The 17,387-nt window shown below is 72.7% G+C and carries 16 protein-coding genes and 1 pseudogene; 11 read left to right on the top strand and 6 right to left on the bottom strand.

The window, feature by feature from the left end; all coding sequences use genetic code 11:
- Positions 1-8 precede the first annotated feature (8 nt).
- The 5 genes from ACFO0B_RS01850 to ACFO0B_RS01830 are packed head-to-tail and all read left to right on the top strand — an operon-like array spanning position 9 to position 5,250.
- Positions 9-812 carry an enoyl-CoA hydratase/isomerase family protein gene (locus ACFO0B_RS01850; protein ID WP_378610856.1) on the top strand — a complete coding sequence of 268 codons (804 nt, stop codon included), beginning with the start codon at positions 9-11 and terminating at the stop codon, positions 810-812.
- Positions 797-1,609, top strand: a complete 813-nt coding sequence (locus ACFO0B_RS01845; RefSeq protein WP_378610501.1) for an enoyl-CoA hydratase/isomerase family protein — start codon at positions 797-799, stop codon at positions 1,607-1,609. The genes ACFO0B_RS01850 and ACFO0B_RS01845 overlap by 16 nt, the downstream gene beginning before the upstream one ends.
- Positions 1,609-3,195 carry a class I adenylate-forming enzyme family protein gene (locus ACFO0B_RS01840; protein ID WP_378610500.1) on the top strand — a complete coding sequence of 529 codons (1,587 nt, stop codon included), beginning with the start codon at positions 1,609-1,611 and terminating at the stop codon, positions 3,193-3,195. The genes ACFO0B_RS01845 and ACFO0B_RS01840 overlap by 1 nt, the downstream gene beginning before the upstream one ends.
- Positions 3,185-4,843, top strand: coding sequence for a class I adenylate-forming enzyme family protein (locus tag ACFO0B_RS01835; RefSeq protein WP_378610499.1), 1,659 nt, complete (start codon positions 3,185-3,187; stop codon positions 4,841-4,843). The genes ACFO0B_RS01840 and ACFO0B_RS01835 overlap by 11 nt, the downstream gene beginning before the upstream one ends.
- Entirely contained in the window at positions 4,840-5,250 is a 411-nt protein-coding gene (locus ACFO0B_RS01830; protein ID WP_378610498.1) for a PaaI family thioesterase, read from the top strand. The genes ACFO0B_RS01835 and ACFO0B_RS01830 overlap by 4 nt, the downstream gene beginning before the upstream one ends.
- 3 nt (positions 5,251-5,253) lie before the next feature.
- Here the strand turns inward: ACFO0B_RS01830 and ACFO0B_RS01825 are convergent, their stop codons facing one another.
- Both ACFO0B_RS01825 and ACFO0B_RS01820 read right to left on the bottom strand, forming a co-directional pair.
- Positions 5,254-6,759: a class I adenylate-forming enzyme family protein gene (locus tag ACFO0B_RS01825; protein WP_378610497.1), complete on the bottom strand. Its 1,506-nt coding sequence runs from the start codon at positions 6,757-6,759 to the stop codon at positions 5,254-5,256.
- A gap of 77 nt (positions 6,760-6,836) precedes the next feature.
- Complete coding sequence (locus tag ACFO0B_RS01820) at positions 6,837-7,343, bottom strand: DoxX family protein (protein WP_378610496.1); 507 nt, start codon at positions 7,341-7,343, stop codon at positions 6,837-6,839.
- A 58-nt stretch (positions 7,344-7,401) separates the two neighbouring features.
- Between ACFO0B_RS01820 and ACFO0B_RS01815 the strand changes: the two genes are divergently transcribed.
- The 3 genes from ACFO0B_RS01815 to ACFO0B_RS01805 all read left to right on the top strand — a co-directional run bounded on the left by ACFO0B_RS01815 (position 7,402) and on the right by ACFO0B_RS01805 (position 9,916).
- Positions 7,402-8,568, top strand: coding sequence for an acyl-CoA dehydrogenase family protein (locus ACFO0B_RS01815; RefSeq protein WP_378610495.1), 1,167 nt, complete (start codon positions 7,402-7,404; stop codon positions 8,566-8,568).
- 77 nt (positions 8,569-8,645) lie between these two features.
- Positions 8,646-9,050, top strand: a complete 405-nt coding sequence (locus ACFO0B_RS01810; protein WP_378610494.1) for a hypothetical protein — start codon at positions 8,646-8,648, stop codon at positions 9,048-9,050.
- Entirely contained in the window at positions 9,047-9,916 is an 870-nt protein-coding gene (locus ACFO0B_RS01805) for a phosphotransferase enzyme family protein (protein WP_378610493.1), read from the top strand. Before ACFO0B_RS01810 ends, ACFO0B_RS01805 begins: the two co-directional genes overlap by 4 nt.
- 7 nt (positions 9,917-9,923) lie before the next feature.
- Here ACFO0B_RS01805 and ACFO0B_RS01800 read toward each other — a convergent pair.
- The 4 genes and pseudogenes from ACFO0B_RS01800 to ACFO0B_RS01785 all read right to left on the bottom strand — a co-directional run bounded on the left by ACFO0B_RS01800 (position 9,924) and on the right by ACFO0B_RS01785 (position 14,825).
- Positions 9,924-10,783, bottom strand: a pseudogene (locus tag ACFO0B_RS01800) (SDR family oxidoreductase).
- Positions 10,784-10,852: 69 nt separating this feature from the next.
- Entirely contained in the window at positions 10,853-12,505 is a 1,653-nt protein-coding gene (locus ACFO0B_RS01795; protein WP_378610492.1) for an acyl-CoA synthetase, read from the bottom strand.
- Between the two features lie 26 nt (positions 12,506-12,531).
- On the bottom strand, positions 12,532-13,992 hold the full coding sequence (locus tag ACFO0B_RS01790; protein WP_378610491.1) for an aldehyde dehydrogenase family protein: 1,461 nt from the start codon (positions 13,990-13,992) through the stop codon (positions 12,532-12,534).
- A gap of 23 nt (positions 13,993-14,015) precedes the next feature.
- Entirely contained in the window at positions 14,016-14,825 is an 810-nt protein-coding gene (locus ACFO0B_RS01785) for an NAD(P)-dependent oxidoreductase (protein ID WP_378610490.1), read from the bottom strand.
- Positions 14,826-14,999: 174 nt separating this feature from the next.
- On the opposite strand from ACFO0B_RS01785, the gene ACFO0B_RS01780 reads away from it, so the two are divergent.
- The 3 genes from ACFO0B_RS01780 to ACFO0B_RS01770 all read left to right on the top strand — a co-directional run.
- A complete protein-coding gene (locus ACFO0B_RS01780) occupies positions 15,000-15,821 on the top strand; it encodes a mycofactocin-coupled SDR family oxidoreductase (protein WP_378610489.1) in 822 nt (273 codons plus the stop codon).
- Positions 15,822-15,831: 10 nt separating this feature from the next.
- Positions 15,832-16,560 (top strand): 3-oxoacyl-ACP reductase FabG, encoded by a 729-nt coding sequence (fabG, locus tag ACFO0B_RS01775; protein ID WP_378610488.1) that lies wholly within the window; start codon positions 15,832-15,834, stop codon positions 16,558-16,560.
- A partial coding sequence (locus ACFO0B_RS01770; protein ID WP_378610487.1) for an FAS1-like dehydratase domain-containing protein occupies positions 16,557-17,387 on the top strand: 831 nt, incomplete at its 3' end. The genes fabG and ACFO0B_RS01770, both read left to right, overlap by 4 nt.

Here is a 17,387-nt window from a genome sequence, read left to right as displayed (position 1 = left end):
GGACTCCCATGCCGTACGACTCCATCGGATACGAGGTCGAGGGGCATACGGCCACCGTCACGCTGAACCGGCCGGATGCGCTCAACGCGCTGAGCCCGCACATGATCACCGAGCTGCGCGCCGCCTACGCCGAGGCCGAGAACGACGACCGGGTGTGGCTGCTGATCGTCACCGGCACCGGCCGGGCCTTCTGCACCGGCGCCGACGTCAAGGCGATCCCCGGCGACGGCAAGGTGCTCAACGAGCGGCCGTACCTGTCGACCTACGAGCAGTGGGAGGCCCCGCAGGAGGGCACCCCCCCGTTCCGCACCATGGCCAAGCCGATCCTCACCGCGGTGAACGGCATCTGCTGTGGGGCCGGGCTGGACTGGGTGACCACCTCCGACATCGTGATCGCCTCCGACCGGGCCACCTTCTTCGACCCGCACGTCAGCATCGGCCTGGTCGCCGGGCGCGAGGTGGTGCGGCTGGCCCGGGTGCTGCCGCGCTCGGTCGCGCTGCGGATGGCGATCATGGGCAAGCACGAGCGGATGAGCGCCGCGCGCGCCTACGAGCTCGGGATGATCAGCGAGGTGGTCGAGCACGACCGGCTGCTGGAACGCGCGCACGAGCTCGCCGCCCTGGTGAACCGGAACGCGCCGCTGGCGGTACGCGGTACCCGGCTGGCCATCCGGAAGGGGCTCGACCTGCCGCTGCACGAGGCGGAGATGCTCGCCGAGTCCTTCCGCGAGCGCGTCACCCGCACCGAGGACGCGCTCGAGGGGCCGAAGGCATTCGTGGAGAAGCGCACCCCGGAATGGCGGGCCCGGTGAGCGCGGGCACGGAGGGCGGGTACGACACCGTCCTGCTCGACATCGACGCCGCGGACCGCGTGGCCACCATCACCCTGAACCGGCCGGAGCGGCTCAACGCCTTCGACCGGCGCATGTGCGAGGAGCTGGCCGGGATCTGGCAGGCGCTGCGCACCGACGACCGGGTGCACGCGGTGGTGCTGCGCGCGGCGGGTGAGCGGGCCTTCAGCGCCGGGCTCGACATCAAATCCAGCTACGGGCAGCCGGACAGCATCTGGCATCACGAGGATCCGGGCGAGCTGCTCAGCCCGAAGTGGCAGAAGATGTGGAAGCCGGTGGTCTGCGCGGTGCAGGGGATCTGCACCGCGGGCGCGTTCTACTTCGTGAACGAGTCCGACGTGGTGCTCTGCGCCGAGGGCGCCACCTTCTTCGACTCGCACGTCTCGGCCGGGCTCGTCTCCGCGCTGGAGCCGATCGGGCTCATGCGCCGGGTGGGGCTCGGCGAGACGCTGCGGATCGCGCTGCTCGGCAATGACGAACGGGTCGGCGCCGCGACCGCGCTGCGCATCGGGCTGGTGAGCGAGGTCGTTCCCGCCGAGCAGCTGTGGGCCCGCGCGCACGAGATCGCGGCGACCATCGCCGCGAAACCGCCCTCGGCCACCCAGGGCACCGTCAAGGCGATCTGGGAATCGCTGGACAAGCCGTACCGCGCCGCTCTCGACCAGGGGCTCATCTACACCCGGCTCGGTAATCCGCTCGGCACCGCCGAACTCGCCGCCCGCGGCGGGCCCGCCCCCACCGAACCGAGGATCCGCTGATGAGCACCTCCGTCCACCCCCTGATCCGCCGCCTCGCCGAGGTGCTCGCGTTGCGGCCGGAGGCACCCGCGATCGAGTTCGACGGGCACTGGCACACCTGGGGTGAGCTCGCGGGCCCGGCCGCCCGGATCGCCGCGCTCACCCGCACACACGCCGTCGACGGCCGGGCCCCGATCGGGATCCTGCTCCGCAACACCCCCGCGCATGTCACCGCCTTCCTCGGGGTGCTCGGCGCGGGCGGCACCGTGGTGGCGATCAACCCCTCCCGCGGCGAGGAGCGCACCCGCGCGGACCTGATCGAGCTGGACCTGCCGCTGGTGCTCGGGTTGCCGGGGGATCTGGCGGCGGTGGTGCCCGACGACACCCCGACGGGGTCGCTGGCCGGGCTGTTCACCGGCCCGACCCCCGAGTACGGCGTCGATCCGCTGACCTGCGATGTGGCCGTGCGCATGCTCACCAGCGGCACCACCGGGCCGCCCAAGCGCATCGACCTGGGCTACGACATGCTGGCGCACAGCGTGATCGGGACCGGCTTCCGCACCTTGCCCGCCCCGGCCGAGCCGCGCACCGGGGTCGCGATCGTGAACGCGCCGCTGGTGCACATCGGTGGGGTCTACCGGGTGCTGCAGTGCGTCGCCGAGGCGCGGCCGTTCGTGCTGCTGCCGCGCTTCGAGCTGGAATCGTGGGCACGGGCCGTGCGCACGCATCGGCCGCGGGCGGTCTCGCTGGTGCCCGCGGCGCTGCGCATGGTGCTGCACTCCGAGCTGACCAGGGAGGATCTCGCCGGCGTCGCGGTGGTGACCTCGGGGACCGCGCCGCTGGCGGCCGCCGACGCCGACGCCTTCTACGAGAAGTTCGGCATCCCGGTGCTCACCTCCTACGCCGCCACCGAATTCGGCGGCGGGGTGGCGGGGTGGACACTCGCCGACCACCGCGAATTCTGGGCGACCAAGCGCGGCAGCGTCGGCCGGGCCCAGGGCGGCGCGAAGCTGCGCGTCATCGCCGACGACGGCGGCGCACTGCCCGCGGGCGAGCAGGGGCTGCTCGAGGTGGCGCCGGGACAGCTCGGCCCGGACGCGGGCTGGATCCGCACCACCGACCTCGCCCGGCTCGACGACGACGGTTTCCTCTGGATTCTCGGCCGGGCCGATCAAGCCATCATTCGCGGCGGGTTCAAGGTGCTTCCCGATGACGTGCGGGGCGCGCTCGAGGCGCACCGCGCGGTGCGCGGCGCCGCCGTGGTGGCCAGGCCCGACCCGCGGCTCGGCGAGACCCCGGTGGCGATGGTGGAGCTGCGCTCCGGCGCGCACACCGACGCGGACGACCTCACGGCGTTCCTGCGCGACCGGCTGGCCGGCTACGAGGTGCCGACCGAGATCGCGGTGGTGCCCGAGATTCCGCGCACCCCGTCCGGGAAGCCGGATCTGGGCGCGGTGCGACGGCACTTCGCCGACCCAGCTGTGCCCGGCGGCTCGCATCCCACTGCCGGAGCCGAGGTCGCGGCGGCAGGAGCTCAGGTCTCCCCCGCGGCGGGCGAGGCCCCCGTGCACGGCGCCATCGCCGCCGGAGGTGAGCATGTCCGGTGACTCGCCACCCGCGAACCTCGCCGCGACGACGGCCCGGCGCGGCGGTGAGCGCTTTGTCCCCGACGCCGGTCCCGGCGCGCAGCCTCCGCAGGACCCCGGTTCCGGGAGCCGCTGCGACACCATCGACGCGGCCATCACCGCCGCGGCGGCGGCCCATCCGGACAAGCCCGCGGTGATCGACCCGGCCCATCGGCTCACCTACCGCGAACTCGACACCGCAACGGCCGAACTCGCCGCCGGGCTGGTCGCGATGGGCATCGGCACGGGTACCAGGGTGGGGCTGCTCGCCCCGAACAACACCGGCTGGGTGCGCACCGCGCTCGCGCTCACCCGCATCGGGGCGGTCCTGGTCCCGCTCTCCACCCTGCTCACCCCGCCGGAGCTGCTGGCCCAGCTGCGCACCGCCTCGGTGCAGGTCCTGATCGCCGCCGAGGAGTTCCGCGGCCACCGCTACCTCGACGACCTGCGCACCGCACTGGACTCCCCGCTCACACCGCCGATCCTGCACCCCGAACTGCCCTCCCTGCGGACCGTGCTGACCATCGACGAAGCAGCGGCACTGCGCGGCGACGCCACCGACGTAGCCCGCGCCCTGGCCGCCGCCGTGACCCCGGCCGACCCCCTGACCATCCTGTTCACCTCCGGCAGCCGCGGCGCCCCGAAGGGGGTCGTGCACGCACACGGCAGCGCGCTCGGGGCGGTGCGCGCCGGACTGGCCGACCGCTGTATCACCGCCGAGACCCGGCTCTACCTGCCGATGCCGTTCTTCTGGGTCGGCGGCCTCGGCGGCGGCATCCTCTCCGCACTGCTGGCGGGCGCCACCCTCGTCACCGAGGAGATCCCGCACCCGGAGACGACCCTGCGGCTGCTGGAACGCGAACGGGTCACGCTCTTCCGGGGCTGGCCGGATCAGGCGCAGGCGCTCGCCCGGGAAGCCGGGGCCGTCGGCGCGGACCTCTCCGCGCTGCGCCCCGGCAGCCTCGAGGCACTGCTCCCGCCCGAGCTGCGCTCCCGACCGGGCGCCCGAGCGAACCTGTTCGGCATGACCGAATCCTTCGGCCCCTACTGCGGCTACCCCGCCGACACCGACATGCCCGAGCAGGCATGGGGCAGCTGCGGCCGCCCGTTCCCCGGCACCGAGATCCGCATCGACTCCCCCGCGCCGGGCGAGATCGGCGAGATCCTGATCCGCGGCCCGCATATTCTGCGCGGCCGGTGCGGCCGCACCCGGGAGGAGCTGTTCACCCCGGACGGCTACTACCGCACCGGCGACCTCGGCCGCCTGGACGACGCCGGATTCCTCTTCTACCACGGCCGCTCGGACGACATGGTCAAGGTCAGCGGGGCCACCGTCTACCCCGGCGAGGTGGAGCGCGCGCTGCGCTCGCTGCCCGCGGTGGCCCAGGCCTACGTCACCGACCTGCCCGGCCCGCGCATCGCCGCTGCCGTGGTGTGCCACACGGACACCTCGGCCGAGGAGCTGCGCTCGGCGGCCCGCGGCGTGCTCAGCGCCTTCAAGGTGCCCGCCGTCTGGCTCCTGCTCGACTCCGACGACCCGGTGCCGCGCGGCGGCACCGGCAAGGTCGACCTTCCCGCCCTGCGCGCGCTGCTCGACGCCTGGGGCACCACAGCGAGGAACCCACGATGACAGCGCTCGAAGCGATCGGCGACCTGATGAACCGGATCGGCTTCCGCCGGACCACCGAGGACGGCACCGAGTACTGGGAGCTGCCTGCCGCCGCGCACAATGTCAATCTGTCCGGCGGAATCCAGGGCGGGCTGCTGGCCACCCTGGTGGATGTCGCCGCGGGCTCGGCCGCGTTGGCCACCCGGCCCAGCGGTACCGGGGTGGTCACCTCGGACCTGAATATCCGGTACCTGCGCGCGGTCACCGAGGGGACGGCGCGGGCCTACACCCGGATCGTGCACTCCGGCAGGCGTTCCACGGTGGTGGATGTCGAGGTGCGGGTGGTGCCGGGCGACACCCTCGCGGTGATCGCCACCGCGAACTTCGCCAATGTCGGGTTCCCCGGGATCGGCGACCCGCCGGCCTGACCGTCAGCCGCGGTCGCCGCCGTAGAGTGCGGCGACCGCGTCGGTCCGCACCTTCATGGCGGCATTGCGCGGCAGCTCCGGCAGCACCGCGATGTCCACGGGGATGTGGTGGCTCGGCAGCTCCTCGCGCACGAGCTCCAGCAACTCGGCCGGTGCCGGGGCCGCGTGACCGCTGCGCAGCTCCACGGCGGCGAACGGCACCTGGCCCAGCCGCGGGTCGGGCACGCCCACCACGCAGGCGTCCCGCACCGCGGGGTGCCGGATCAGCACGACGCGGACGGTCTCCGGCAGCACCTTGAACCCGCCGCGGTTGATGGCCCCGTCGGCGCGGCCGTGGATGGTGACGAAATCGTCGGCGTCGCGGGAGGCGAGGTCGGTGGTGCGGATCCAGTCCGGGCCGAGCACCGCAACCCGCGCCTCCAGCCGCCCGCGCTCCCCCGGCGCCACCTCGGCGCCGGTCTCCGGGTCCACGATGCGGACATCGACGCCAGGCAGCGGGCGCCCCACACTGCCCGCTTTCGCCTGGCCGAAGCTTCGGTGCAGCTCCGGCGTCCAGGCGCAGACCGACCCGGCGAACTCGGTGGCACCGTAGGCCCACAGCAGCGGGATGCCGTAGCGCTGTTCGAATTCGGCGCGCAGACCGGGCTCCAGCGGCCCGGAGCCACCGGGCAGGTATTCGAGCGAGGCCAGATCCTCGGGTGGGACCTTCGCGTCGAGCAGCATGCGCAGGATGGTCGGCTGCACCCCGGCCCGGCGCACCCGGTAGTCGCGGACCGCGCGCACCCACTCCGGAACGGTGAACCTCTCCATGAGCACCATGCGGGTGCCGAGGAACGGCACCGCCAGCAGCTGGCAGATTCCGATGCTGCCGAACGGCCAGTAGACCAGCTCGGGCGGGTCGTCCGGCTCCGCGGTGCGGCCACCGGTCATGGTCAGCACTGTGTGGGCGAGCGCGGCGGTGCCGATCGCCACCCGCTTCGGCGGGCCGGTCGTGCCGCTGGTCAGGATGTGCAGCCCCGATGCTGCGTTGCCGACGGCCACCCGCTGCGGCCGGCCGGTCGGAACGTCCGGCTCGGATGCCGCTGTCGCGGTCGCGCCGTGGCGCGCGCACACGGTCCGCCCGGTCTCCGCGGTGACGCCCGCGCTGCCCGCCGCCGCGCAGGCCGCGCGGAGTTCGGCGGTCCAGTCCTGCTCGCCCGCGACGATCGCGGCGAGCCCGAGCTCCGCGACCTCGCGCGCGATCGCGCCCGCCGACCGGTAGGAATTGATCATCACCAGGGGCCGCTGCCGCGCCACCGCACCGAGCACGACCGCCGCGTGCGGCACTCGATTGCGCACGAGTACGCCGACCGCCTCGCCGGGGCCAACCCCCGCCCGGGCCAGTGCGTCCTCGGTGGCGCGGGCGATCGCGGACAGGTCGTCGCCGGTATACCAGCGCCGCTCGAACTCGACGAACGGACCCGCACCGTAGGAGTCGAGCCGCGCCGCGAGCGTGGCGGCGAACTCCACACCTGGATCGCGCGCTGGTTCCGGCGACGGCTCGGCTACTCCCGGTCCGGCATCTCCCGGCACCTCGGCACGGCCGCTCACCGCGCCTGCTCCGCGTTCGGCCGGTAGAAGATCGCCAGCTGGGCCACTCCGGCCAGCACGCCGAGCCCGGCCGCGACCAGCCCGAACCACCCGTCCGGCGCGTCGGCGCCGAAGAGCAGATGATCCAGCGAGATCCGCCCCGCCCCCAGCGTGGCCACCGCCACCGCCGACACGGCGAGCACCAGGTTGTACTCCCAGCCGTTGCCGACGATGAAGAACCCGTGCTCCCGATGCACCGTCCACGCCGCCACCAGCATCACCGCGACGAACGCGGCCGCGGCGAGCGGAGTGAGGAACCCCGCCGCGAGCGCGAGCCCCGCCCCGACCTCGGTCCCCGCCGCGAGCCGGGCGTGCAGCGCACCGGGCCGCATTCCCATACCGTCGAACCAGGCGGCGGTGCCCGCGATCCGCCCACCGGAGAGGAACTTCGCATAGCCGTGTGCCGCCATCGTCAGGCCGAGGCACAACCGCAGGATCAGCACACCCGTATCGAACGCCGTCATGGCGACCAACTTACCGCTAGTCTTACAGTAAGCACATACACAACGAGGAGGATCGGCGATGACGAGTGCGGAAGGGAACGACGCGGTGACCGAGGACGAGTTCCGCGAGATCCTGGCCCAGACCCGCAAGTTCGTCCGGGAGTTCGTGCTGCCCCGGGAACGGGAGATCGCCGCGAACGACCGCGTCCCCGACGACATCGTCGACCGGGCCAAGGCCATGGGCCTCTTCGGCTACGCGCTGCCGCCGGAGTGGGGTGGCCTCGGGCTGAACCTGGCGCAGGACGTCGAGCTCGCCCTCGAGTTCGGCTACACCACCCTCGCCCTCCGGTCCCTCTTCGGCACCAACAACGGCATCGCTGGCCAGGTGCTCGTCGGCTACGGCACCGACCAGCAGAAACAGCGCTGGCTCGCCGACATCGCGTCCGGCTCCGTGGTCGCCTCGTTCGCCCTGACCGAGGAAGGCGCCGGCTCCGACCCCGCATCGCTGCGCACCGCCGCCGCCCGCGATGGCGACGACTGGGTCATCGACGGTCAGAAGCGCTTCATCACCAACGCTCCGGTCGCCGACCTCTTCGTGGTGTTCGCGCGCACGGCCCCCGACCGGATCGCGGTATTCCTCGTCCCCGCGCGCACCCCCGGCGTCGAGGTCGGGCCGAAGGACCGCAAGATGGGCCAGGAGGGGGCGTGGACCGCCGAGGTCCGCTTCCAGAACGTCCGGGTCGGCGAGGACGCCCTGGTCGGCGGCAGCGAGGATGTCGGCTACCGCGCCGCCATGAGCTCGCTCGCGCGCGGCCGGGTGCACATCGCCGCCCTCGCCGTCGGCGCCGCCCAGCGCGCCCTGGACGAATCGGTCGCCTACGCCGCGGGCGCCACCCAGGGCGGCACAGCCATCGGCGAATTCCAGCTGGTCCAGGCCATGCTCGCGGATATGCAGACCGGGGTGATGGCCGGGCGCGCCCTCGTCCGCGACGCGGCCCGGCTGTGGGTGAGCGAGGAGGATCGCCGGGTCGCGCCCTCGGTCGCCAAGCTGTACTGCACCGAAATGGCCGGAAAGGTGGCCGATCTCGCGGTCCAGGTGCACGGCGGCACCGGCTACATGCGCGACGTCACCGTGGAGCGCATCTATCGCGACGTCCGCCTGCTGCGGCTCTACGAGGGCACCAGCGAGATCCAGCGCCTCATCATCGGCGGCGGGCTGGTGCGCGCCGCTCAGCGCGCGCGATAGGTCGCGAGGGTCTGGCGACGGCGTCGGTGACCGGCGCGTCCTCGCCGAGGGCGGTCCAGGCGTGCCCGGTGTGTTCGGTGAAATTCGCCGAGGACCCACCCTGGATGTGCTACTACGACCGAGCCGAACACCTGGGGAGCACCGGAAAAGCCATGATCCCTGTCGCCGTCGCACGCCGTCGTATCGATCCGGCGGCGCCCCGAATCGAGCAGGCCATCCTGCTACAGGATGAGAATTACCCCCGTTCACGAACCTTCTCACGCACTCGGCTGGCCACCCTCACAATGAGAATCGGCGAGCCGCGCGTGGCCGCCGGCCTCGGCTTGGAAGCGCTCGACGACGCCGCGCAGCTCCGTTCGCAGCGGGTGCGGGATGAATCGAGAGATCTCGCCGCCGCTACGACGCGACACCGGAGGATCGCCGAGGTCACCGAACTTCGCCATGCCATCGCGGCATTACCGGATCTCGAAGCGATCCCATGAGCGGGAAACCCATCGACATTCTCGAACGTGCCGCCGCCCACGTCGGCCTCGACATGAACACCGCGACCCTGCTGCGCGACGGTGCCAACGCCATTGTCGAACTGAGCGGCGGTATCGTCGCCCGAATCGGACCATCCGCGAGCGTTGCTGCCGCCGACCGTGAACTCCGCGTCTCTCAGTGGCTCAACGCCTCCGGGATCCCCACGGTCGAAGCGATGACAACGCTGCCCCAACCGATCGTTGTCGAGGACCGCCCCGTCACCTGGTGGCATCTGATCCCGGACCACCGCCCCGCCACCCCCGCCGAGCTCGGCGCGGCACTCGCCCGCCTGCACGCTCTCGACCCACCGACCACCTTCGAACTGCCGGAATACGAGCCGTTCAGCGGGCTCCACGACCGGATCGCCGCCTTCGGGAACGACGAGCGGGAGTGGCTGATCCGGCACTACACGTCACTGCGGCGGCAGTACGAAGCACTTCCGCCCCCGGCGCGGATCACGGTGATCCACGGCGACGCCTGGCAGGGCAACCTCGCTGTGCCCGCCGACGGCACCCCGATCTTCCTCGACCTCGACAAGGTCTCGCGCGGCCGCCCCGAATGGGATCTCGTGCAACTCGCCGTCGACCACGCCGACTTCACGCGCCTCGACACCGCGGCCTACCGGTCCTTCGTCACCGGGTACGGCGGCTACGACATGATTTCGACACCGGAGTTCCGGATCTTCGCCGATATCCAGGAACTGCGCTGGGTCACCTTCGCGATCGGCCTGGCCCACCGCGACCGGGCGGCAGCGGCCGAGGCGCGGCACCGCATCGCCTGCCTGCGCGGTCACGTAGCAAAGCCGTGGGAATGGCGCGCGCTGTGACACGCGGCTACCCCGCGGCAGTGACCCGGGACCGCTCGTGCATGGAGGCGATCACGCCACCGTCGGAGAGGATGTCGGTGCCCGTGAGGTAACCGGCCTTCGCGCTGACGCAGAAGGCGAGCAGCTCCGCCATCTCTTCGGCCCGGCCCCAACGGGGCACCGCGAAGTCGGCGACCATCGCACCCGCACCCGCACCCGCCTCGGCCTCCAGCCGCCCCATCTCGGTGTCGATCGACCCGGGCGACACCGAGACGATGCGCAGGCCACGGCCGTTGAAGCGCTCGGCCTGCGCGGCGCTGTACCAGCGCACGAAGCTCTTGCCGATGGCGTAGGCGTAGCCGGAGCGCGCCTCCTCGGGAGCGAGGGCGCACGCCTCCTCCAATGCGCCGAGGAACGCGTCCTGGTCGCGCAGGGCCAAGGGAAAGAGCTGCGCCGGAACGGCTTCGGCGCGGGCAGCATGTGCGCGGCCATGGAGGCCACGTTGACGATCGCGGCAGCCTCGCCCACGACCCGGAAGAACGTCTCGCCGACAAGCAGCGTGCCGAGTGCGTTGACCCGCAGCACGAACGCGGCGTCGCCCATGCTCGGGCTCACCCCGGCGGTGTGCACCACCGCCCCGAGTTCCCCGAGCCCCACCGCGGTCTCGAAGAGCCGCTCGACCGCAGCCGGATCGGTGACATCGCAGGTAACCGGCACCGCGGTGATCCCACGCTCCGCCAGCCCGGCGACCGCGGACTCGAGCCGCTCCGCCCGGACGTCGGCGAGAACCACCGTCTGCTCCCGCCCGAGAAGCGCCGCCGTGGCGACCCCTATGCCACCCGCTCCACCGGTGACGATCGCGACCCGGTTCGCCCCTGCGCCGACCATGACGCCGCGCCCGGCCGCTGCGCGGCCTGCCGCCCTTGATTCCCGCCATGGGCCCAACCCTGGAAGCGGCTACCCGGCCACCTGCTCCCGCGCCCAGCGGTAGTCGGGCTTACCGGCCGGGCTGCGGGTGAGCGCGGGCCGGAACACGACCGCCTTGGGCAGCTTGTACCTGGCCAGACTCTGTCCGGCGTGCGCGGTCAGCTCCTCGGGGGTGGCGGCAGAACCGTCGGCGAGCGCGACCACCGCGACCACCTCCTGCCCCCAGCGCTGACTCGGCCTGCCGACCACGATCACATCGGCGACCGCGGGGTGCGAGCCCAGCGCGATCTCGACCTCCTCGGCGAACACCTTCTCCCCGCCGGTATTGATGGTCATCGAGTCCCGCCCGAGCAACTCGATACCACCACCGGCGAGGTGCCTGGCCCGGTCGCCGGGGAGCGAGAAGCGGGTGCCGTCGATCACCGGGAAGGTCGCGGCGGTCTTGTCGGCGTCGCCCTTGTAGCCCAGCGGCGCGTGGCCGCGCTGGGCCAGCCAGCCGATCCCCTCGTGCCCGGGCTCGAGCACCGAGCCGAGATCCTCGGCGACCACCCGGGTGTGCGGACCGGCGGTGAAGGTGCCCGCGGAAGGCGCACCGGCGACGGAGACCTGCGACATCTGCGCCCCGCCCTCCGACGACCCGACGCCGTCGATGATCACCAGCCCCGGCTTGGCGGCCAGCAGCCGCTCCTTGAGCGCGGGGCTCAGCACGGCACCGCCATTGCCGATCGCCACCAGCGAGGAGACATCGGCGATGCCGGATTCGATCGCCGCGAGCAGCGGCCTGGCCATGGCGTCGCCGACCAGGGTGACCACCGCGACCCGCTCGCGCTCGATGGTGCGCACCACCTCGTCGGCGTCGATGCGCTCGACGGTCGGCGGGAACACCACGGTCTGCCCGGAGCTCAGCGCGGTCAGCGCGGCCCACTGCGCGGCGCCGTGGATGAGCGGCGGCAAGATCATGAGTTTCAGGCCGGGGTTGGCGGCGACCCGCTCGGCGATGATGTCGTAGGACTCGACCACCGCGCCGGTGTTCATGTCCCGCCCGCCGCAGGCGGCCACGAACAGGTCGTGCTGGCGCCAGAGCACGCCCTTGGGCATGCCGGTGGTGCCGCCGGTGTAGAGCACGTACAGGTCGTCCGGCGTCGGCTCGACCGGCAGCGCGTCCGGATCGGCCGCGGCGATGGCGGTCTCGTAGTCGACCGCACCGTCCAGCAGGGCATTGCCGGAGCCGTCGGCGATCTGGACGAGCACCCGCAGGTGCGGCAGCTCGGGCAGCACCTCGGCCAGCCGGGGCGCGAAGGCGGCGTGGTAGATGAGGGCGGTGGCGCCGGAATCGCCGATCAGGTGCCGCAGTTCGTCGCGCACGTAGCGGAAGTTGACATTGAACGGCGCCACCCGCGCGCGCAGCGCGCCGACGATGCCCTCGATGAACTCGGGACCGTTGTGGGCGTAGATCCCGACCAGGTCCTGGCCGACCTCGTGCCCGGCGAGTTCGGCGCGCTCGCGATGGCAGCCGAGGCCCTCGGCGTGCAGGAAGGCGGCGAGCCGCCGGGAGCGCTCGGCGATCTGCGCGTAGGTATAGCGGCGGTCGCCGTGCACCACCAGCTCGCGGTCGGGGATCTGCGCGGCCACCACGTCGGCGGTGTGCACGAGGGTGAACTCGGTCGTCACGGAGCTGGACACTGCTGTCTCCTCGAGGTCGGGGATGCTCACCGGCCGAGCCGGCGGCGGGCGCGGAAGGCGGCGGCGCGCAGCGCCAGGCCGACGCCGTTGCGCAGGAACGGGGTGAAGGGCGGCGCGGCCAGCGCGGTCACCGCGAACGGCAGCGCGGAGCCGACCACGGTGCGGTGGTGACTGAAGGTGTCGAAGCCCGCCTTGCCGTGGTAGGCGCCCATCCCGCTGTGGCCGACACCGCCGAAGGGCGCGTCGCTGGGAAACATGTGCACGGCGAAATCGTTCCGCGCGACCCCGCCGCTGCGGGTCTTCCGGACGAAGGTCCGGAAATCGGCGTCGTCGGGGCCGAACCAGTAGGCGACCAGTGGCGAGTGCCCGGCGGCGACGTAGTCGGTCACCTCGGCCAGCGCACGGTAGGGCCGCAGCGCGAGCACCGGACCGAACACCTCCTCCTGCGCCACCCGCATGTCGTCGGTGACGCCGGTGATCAGGGTGGGCGCGATCTTGCGGGTGACCGGGTCGGCCTCGGGCTCGTGCGGCGGAGCCAGCGATTCGACCTCGGCGCCGCGGGTGCGGGCGTCCTCGATCAGGCCGAGCACCCGGTCGTAGTTGGCGCGGTCCACGCTGGCGGTGTAATCGGCGTCGTCCTGGATCGCCGGGTAGAGCGCGCGCAGCTCGGTGCGCAGCGCGCCGGTGAATTCGGCGAAGTGCTCCTCCGGCACGAAGACGTAGTCGGGGCAGACGCAGACCTGGCCGCCGTTGACCATCCTGGCCCGCGCGATCCGCCGAGCGGCCCGGCCGATATCGGCGGCGCGGCCGACCACGACCGGGTTCTTGCCGCCCAGTTCCAAGGTGACCGGCACCAGGTTCTCCGCCGCGGCCCGCGCCACGAGCTGCCCGACCCGCGGCGAGCCGGTGAAGAACAGGTGGTCGAAGGGCAGCGCGGTGAAGGCGGCGGCGACGTCGGGCCCGCCGGTGACCACGGCCAGCTCGGCCGGGTCGAAGTACTCGGCCGCGAGCCGGGCGGTGAGTTCGGCGGTGTGCGCGGTCACCTCGGACATCTTGATCATCACCCGGTTGCCCGCGGCGAAGGCGGCCGCGGCGGGCAGGATGACCAGATTGAGCGGGAAGTTCCACGGCCCGACGATCCCGACCACGCCGAGCGGGGTCGGCTGCACCTCGGCGCGAATGCCCATCAGCCGCGCGGCCGGGCTCGGATTGCGCGACCGCATCCAGCTCCGAACGTGCGAGCGGGTGTGTTCGAGCACCGACAGCATGCCAACGATCTCCGCGAACCGGATGCCGGTGGGCGAGCGGGTGCCGTAGTCGGCGACCAGCGCCTCGACGTAGGCATCGGCATTGTCGAGCACCATGGCGGTCAGCCGGTCGATGCGCTCGCGCCGGACCGCCGCCGACGGCGGCCCCTCGAGCAGATACGCCGCCCGCTGGTTCGCCAGCAGTTCACGCGGATCGGTCGCCGTCAGCGGCAGGGTCATCATCGGGCCTTTCGCAGCGGGAATCAGGCGAGTTCGAGTGGACCGGTGCGGATGACATCGGCGAGCCCGGCCAGGTCGACCCCGAGGTCACCGGCCGCGGACAGGCACGCGGCCACGTCCTTGCGCAGGAAGGGGGCGGCATTGGCGGTGAAGGACGGCAGCCCGCCGGTGGCCCGCACCGCGGTGACCGCGTAGCTGTTTCCGCTGCACCGGGCGAGCGCGGCCAGCAGCTGTTCGCCCGAGGAGCCGAGCTGTTCCCCCACCGCCACCGCCGCGGCGACGAGCTGGGCATTGGCGGCGAAGAGCGCGTTGTTCACCAGCTTCACGCTCAACGCGGTGCCGAGCGCGCCGGTGGTGATCACCGGGTCGGAGTAGGCGACGAGCACCGGAAGCACCCGAGCAACCGTTTCCTCCGGCCCGCCGAGCAGCACCGTCAGCCGCCCGGCGGCGATATCGTCGGCGGTGCCGCTGACCGGGCCGTCGAGCAGCACGCCCCGGCCGGGGTGCGCGGTGGCGAGCGCGGTCACCGTGGCCACGGTCCCGGTGCTGTGCGAGACCACCGGGACGCCGGGGTCCGCGGCAGCGAGCACGCCGTCGGCCCCGCCGAGCACCTCGATCAGCTGGTCGTCGGAGAACAGGCAGGTGAGCACCGCGTCGGCGCCGTCCGCGGCCTCGGCGGGCGTCGCCACCAGCTCCGCACCCCACTCGCGCAACCGCTCGCGGACCTCGTCGCGGCGGGCGAAGACCCGCACCCGGTGCCCGGCATCGAGCAACCGGCGCACCATGGGCCTGCCCATCCGGCCCGCCCCGATGAAACCGATGATCTGCGACATCCGCGCACTCCTTCAGCGACGCCCGCGCGAGGATGCGGACGGATAACCCTTCGGTAAGACAGACCGTAGCACCGCCGCACACCGAGCGGACCGCTTCCGGAGCTTTTACCGTTGTGCTTACTATATACAGAACGGCACGGGGCTTGCCCGCGGCGGAACCGATCGAGGAGTGCAATGGCGGGCGAGTTGGCGGGCAGGGTCGTTCTCATCACCGGGGCCGCGCGCGGCCAGGGCAGGGCGCACGCGCTGCGGCTGGCGGGCGAGGGCGCCGACATCATCGCCGTCGATATCGCCGGTCCGCTGCCACCCGCCGTGCCCTACGACTCCCCCACCCCGGACGACCTGGCCGAGACCGTGCGCCTGGTCGAGGCCACCGGGCGCCGCATCCTGGCCTCGGCGGTGGATGTGCGCGACGCGACGGGGCTGAAAGCCGCCGTGGACGCCGGCGTCGCCGAGCTGGGCCGGCTGGATGTCGTCGTCGCCAATGCGGGGATCAGCATCCCGGAGACCTGGGACGCGATCACCGACGAGTCTTTCCGCGACACCATCGACATCAATGTCACCGGTGTCTGGAACACGGTGCGCGCCGGGGCGCCGCACCTCATCGCGGGCGACCGCGGCGGCTCGATCATCCTGATCAGCTCCGCCGCCGGGCTCAAGATGCAGCCGTTCATGGTGCACTACACCGCCAGCAAACACGCCGTCACCGGCATGGCCCGCGCGCTCGCGGCCGAGCTGGGCAAGCACCGGATCCGGGTCAACAGCGTGCACCCGGGCGCGGTCAACACCCCGATGGGCACCGGCGACATGGTCGCCTCGCTGGGCCGCGCCATCGAGACCAACCCTGCGCTTGCCCACATGATCACTCCGTTCCTGCCACTGTGGGTGGCCGAGCCCGAGGACATCGCCGAGACCGTGTTCTGGCTGGCCTCGGACCGGTCCCGCGCCATGACGGCGGCGAGCGTCGCCGTCGACCAGGGCGTCACCCAATACTGAAAGGTCCCCCATGTCGCTTCTCGCAGGCCGGGTCGCCGTCGTCACCGGCGGCGCCCAGGGCATCGGCTTCGCCATCGCCGAGACGTTCGTGCGCAACGGCGCCGCGGTGGTCGTCGGCGACCTCGAGCCCGGTGATGCCGCCGAGCGCCTCGGCGCGGATGTCGCCCGGGCGGTGCGGTGCGACGTCACCTCCGCCGACGACGTGGCCGCGCTGCTCGACGTCGCGGTGACCGAGTTCGGTGCGCTCGACGTCATGGTCAACAACGCCGGCATCACCAGGGACGCCACCATGCGCACCATGACCGAGGAGCAGTTCGACCAGGTCATCGCGGTGCACCTCAAGGGAAGCTGGCACGGTACCCGGCTGGCGGCGGCGATCATGCGGGAGCGCGGGAGCGGGAGCATCGTGAACCTCTCCTCGCTGTCGGGCAAGGTCGGGCTGGCGGGGCAGACCAACTACTCCGCCGCCAAGGCGGGGATCGTCGGGCTGACCAAGGCCGCCGCCAAGGAGGTGGCCCGGTTCAATGTGCGGGTCAATGCCATTCAACCCGGGCTCATCCGCACCCCGATGACCACCGCCATGCCGGAGAAGGTGTGGGATCAGAAGATGGCGGAGATCCCGCTGGGCCGGGCCGGTGAGCCCGCCGAGGTGGCCGGGGTGGCGCTGTTCCTGGCCTCGGAGCTGTCGTCGTACATGACCGGGACCGCCCTGGAAGTCACCGGCGGGCGGTTCATGTGAGCTGGGAACCGCACACCGTCGTCACCGAGGAGTACCTGGATCCGGGGCCGGTGGCGGCGCTCACCGCGCTGCTCGGCTCCGGTGCGCCCGCGGTGGGGCCGGGTGATCCGCTGCCGCCGCTGTGGCACTGGGCGGCGCTGGCGCGCTGGCCCGCCGCGGACGAGATCGGGCCGGACGGGCATCCGCGCCGGGGCGGTTTCCTGCCGCCGGTGGAGTTGCCGCGCCGGATGTTCGCCGGGGGCGAGGTGTCGTTCGAGGCGCCGCTGGTGGTCGGGAGCGCGGTCCGGCGCGAGGCCACGGTGAGTGCGGTGACGCTCAAGCGCGGGCGCAGCGGCGAGCTGGTGGTCGTGGTCGTGGAGATCACGCTGACCGGTCCGGACGGTGTCGTCGCCGTGCGCGAGCGGCAGGATCTGATCTACCGCGCGGCGGCCGCCGCCCCCGTGGCCGTCCCGGCCGCCGCGGTATCCGACCCGGTCGGGGTGCCGCTGCTGCGGCACGGCCCGGGCGACTGGGAGCTGCGTACCGACCCCACCGTGCTCATGCGGTTCAGCGCCGCCACCGCGAACGCGCACCGCATCCACTATGACCGGCCCTATGCCACCGGCGTCGAGGGGTACCCGGCGCTCGTCGTGCACGGCCCGCTCACCACGCTGGCACTGGCCGAGACGCTGCGCGTCGACCACCCGGGCCCGCCGGTACTGCTCCGCCACCGCAACCTCGCCCCGATCTTCTGCGGCGACCCGGTCCGGCTGCGCCGCACTCGTCCCGAGACCTTGCCCGAGACCTCGCCCGGCATCGCCCCCGCCGCACCGCGCGGCACCGGCACC

Origin of the sequence: Nocardia jiangsuensis (assembly GCF_042650385.1) — a bacterium.
Taxonomy (GTDB): Bacteria; Actinomycetota; Actinomycetes; order Mycobacteriales; family Mycobacteriaceae; genus Nocardia; species Nocardia jiangsuensis.
The sequence above is the reverse complement of the archived record's forward strand: the minus strand, read 5'-3'. Positions and strand labels throughout refer to the sequence as shown.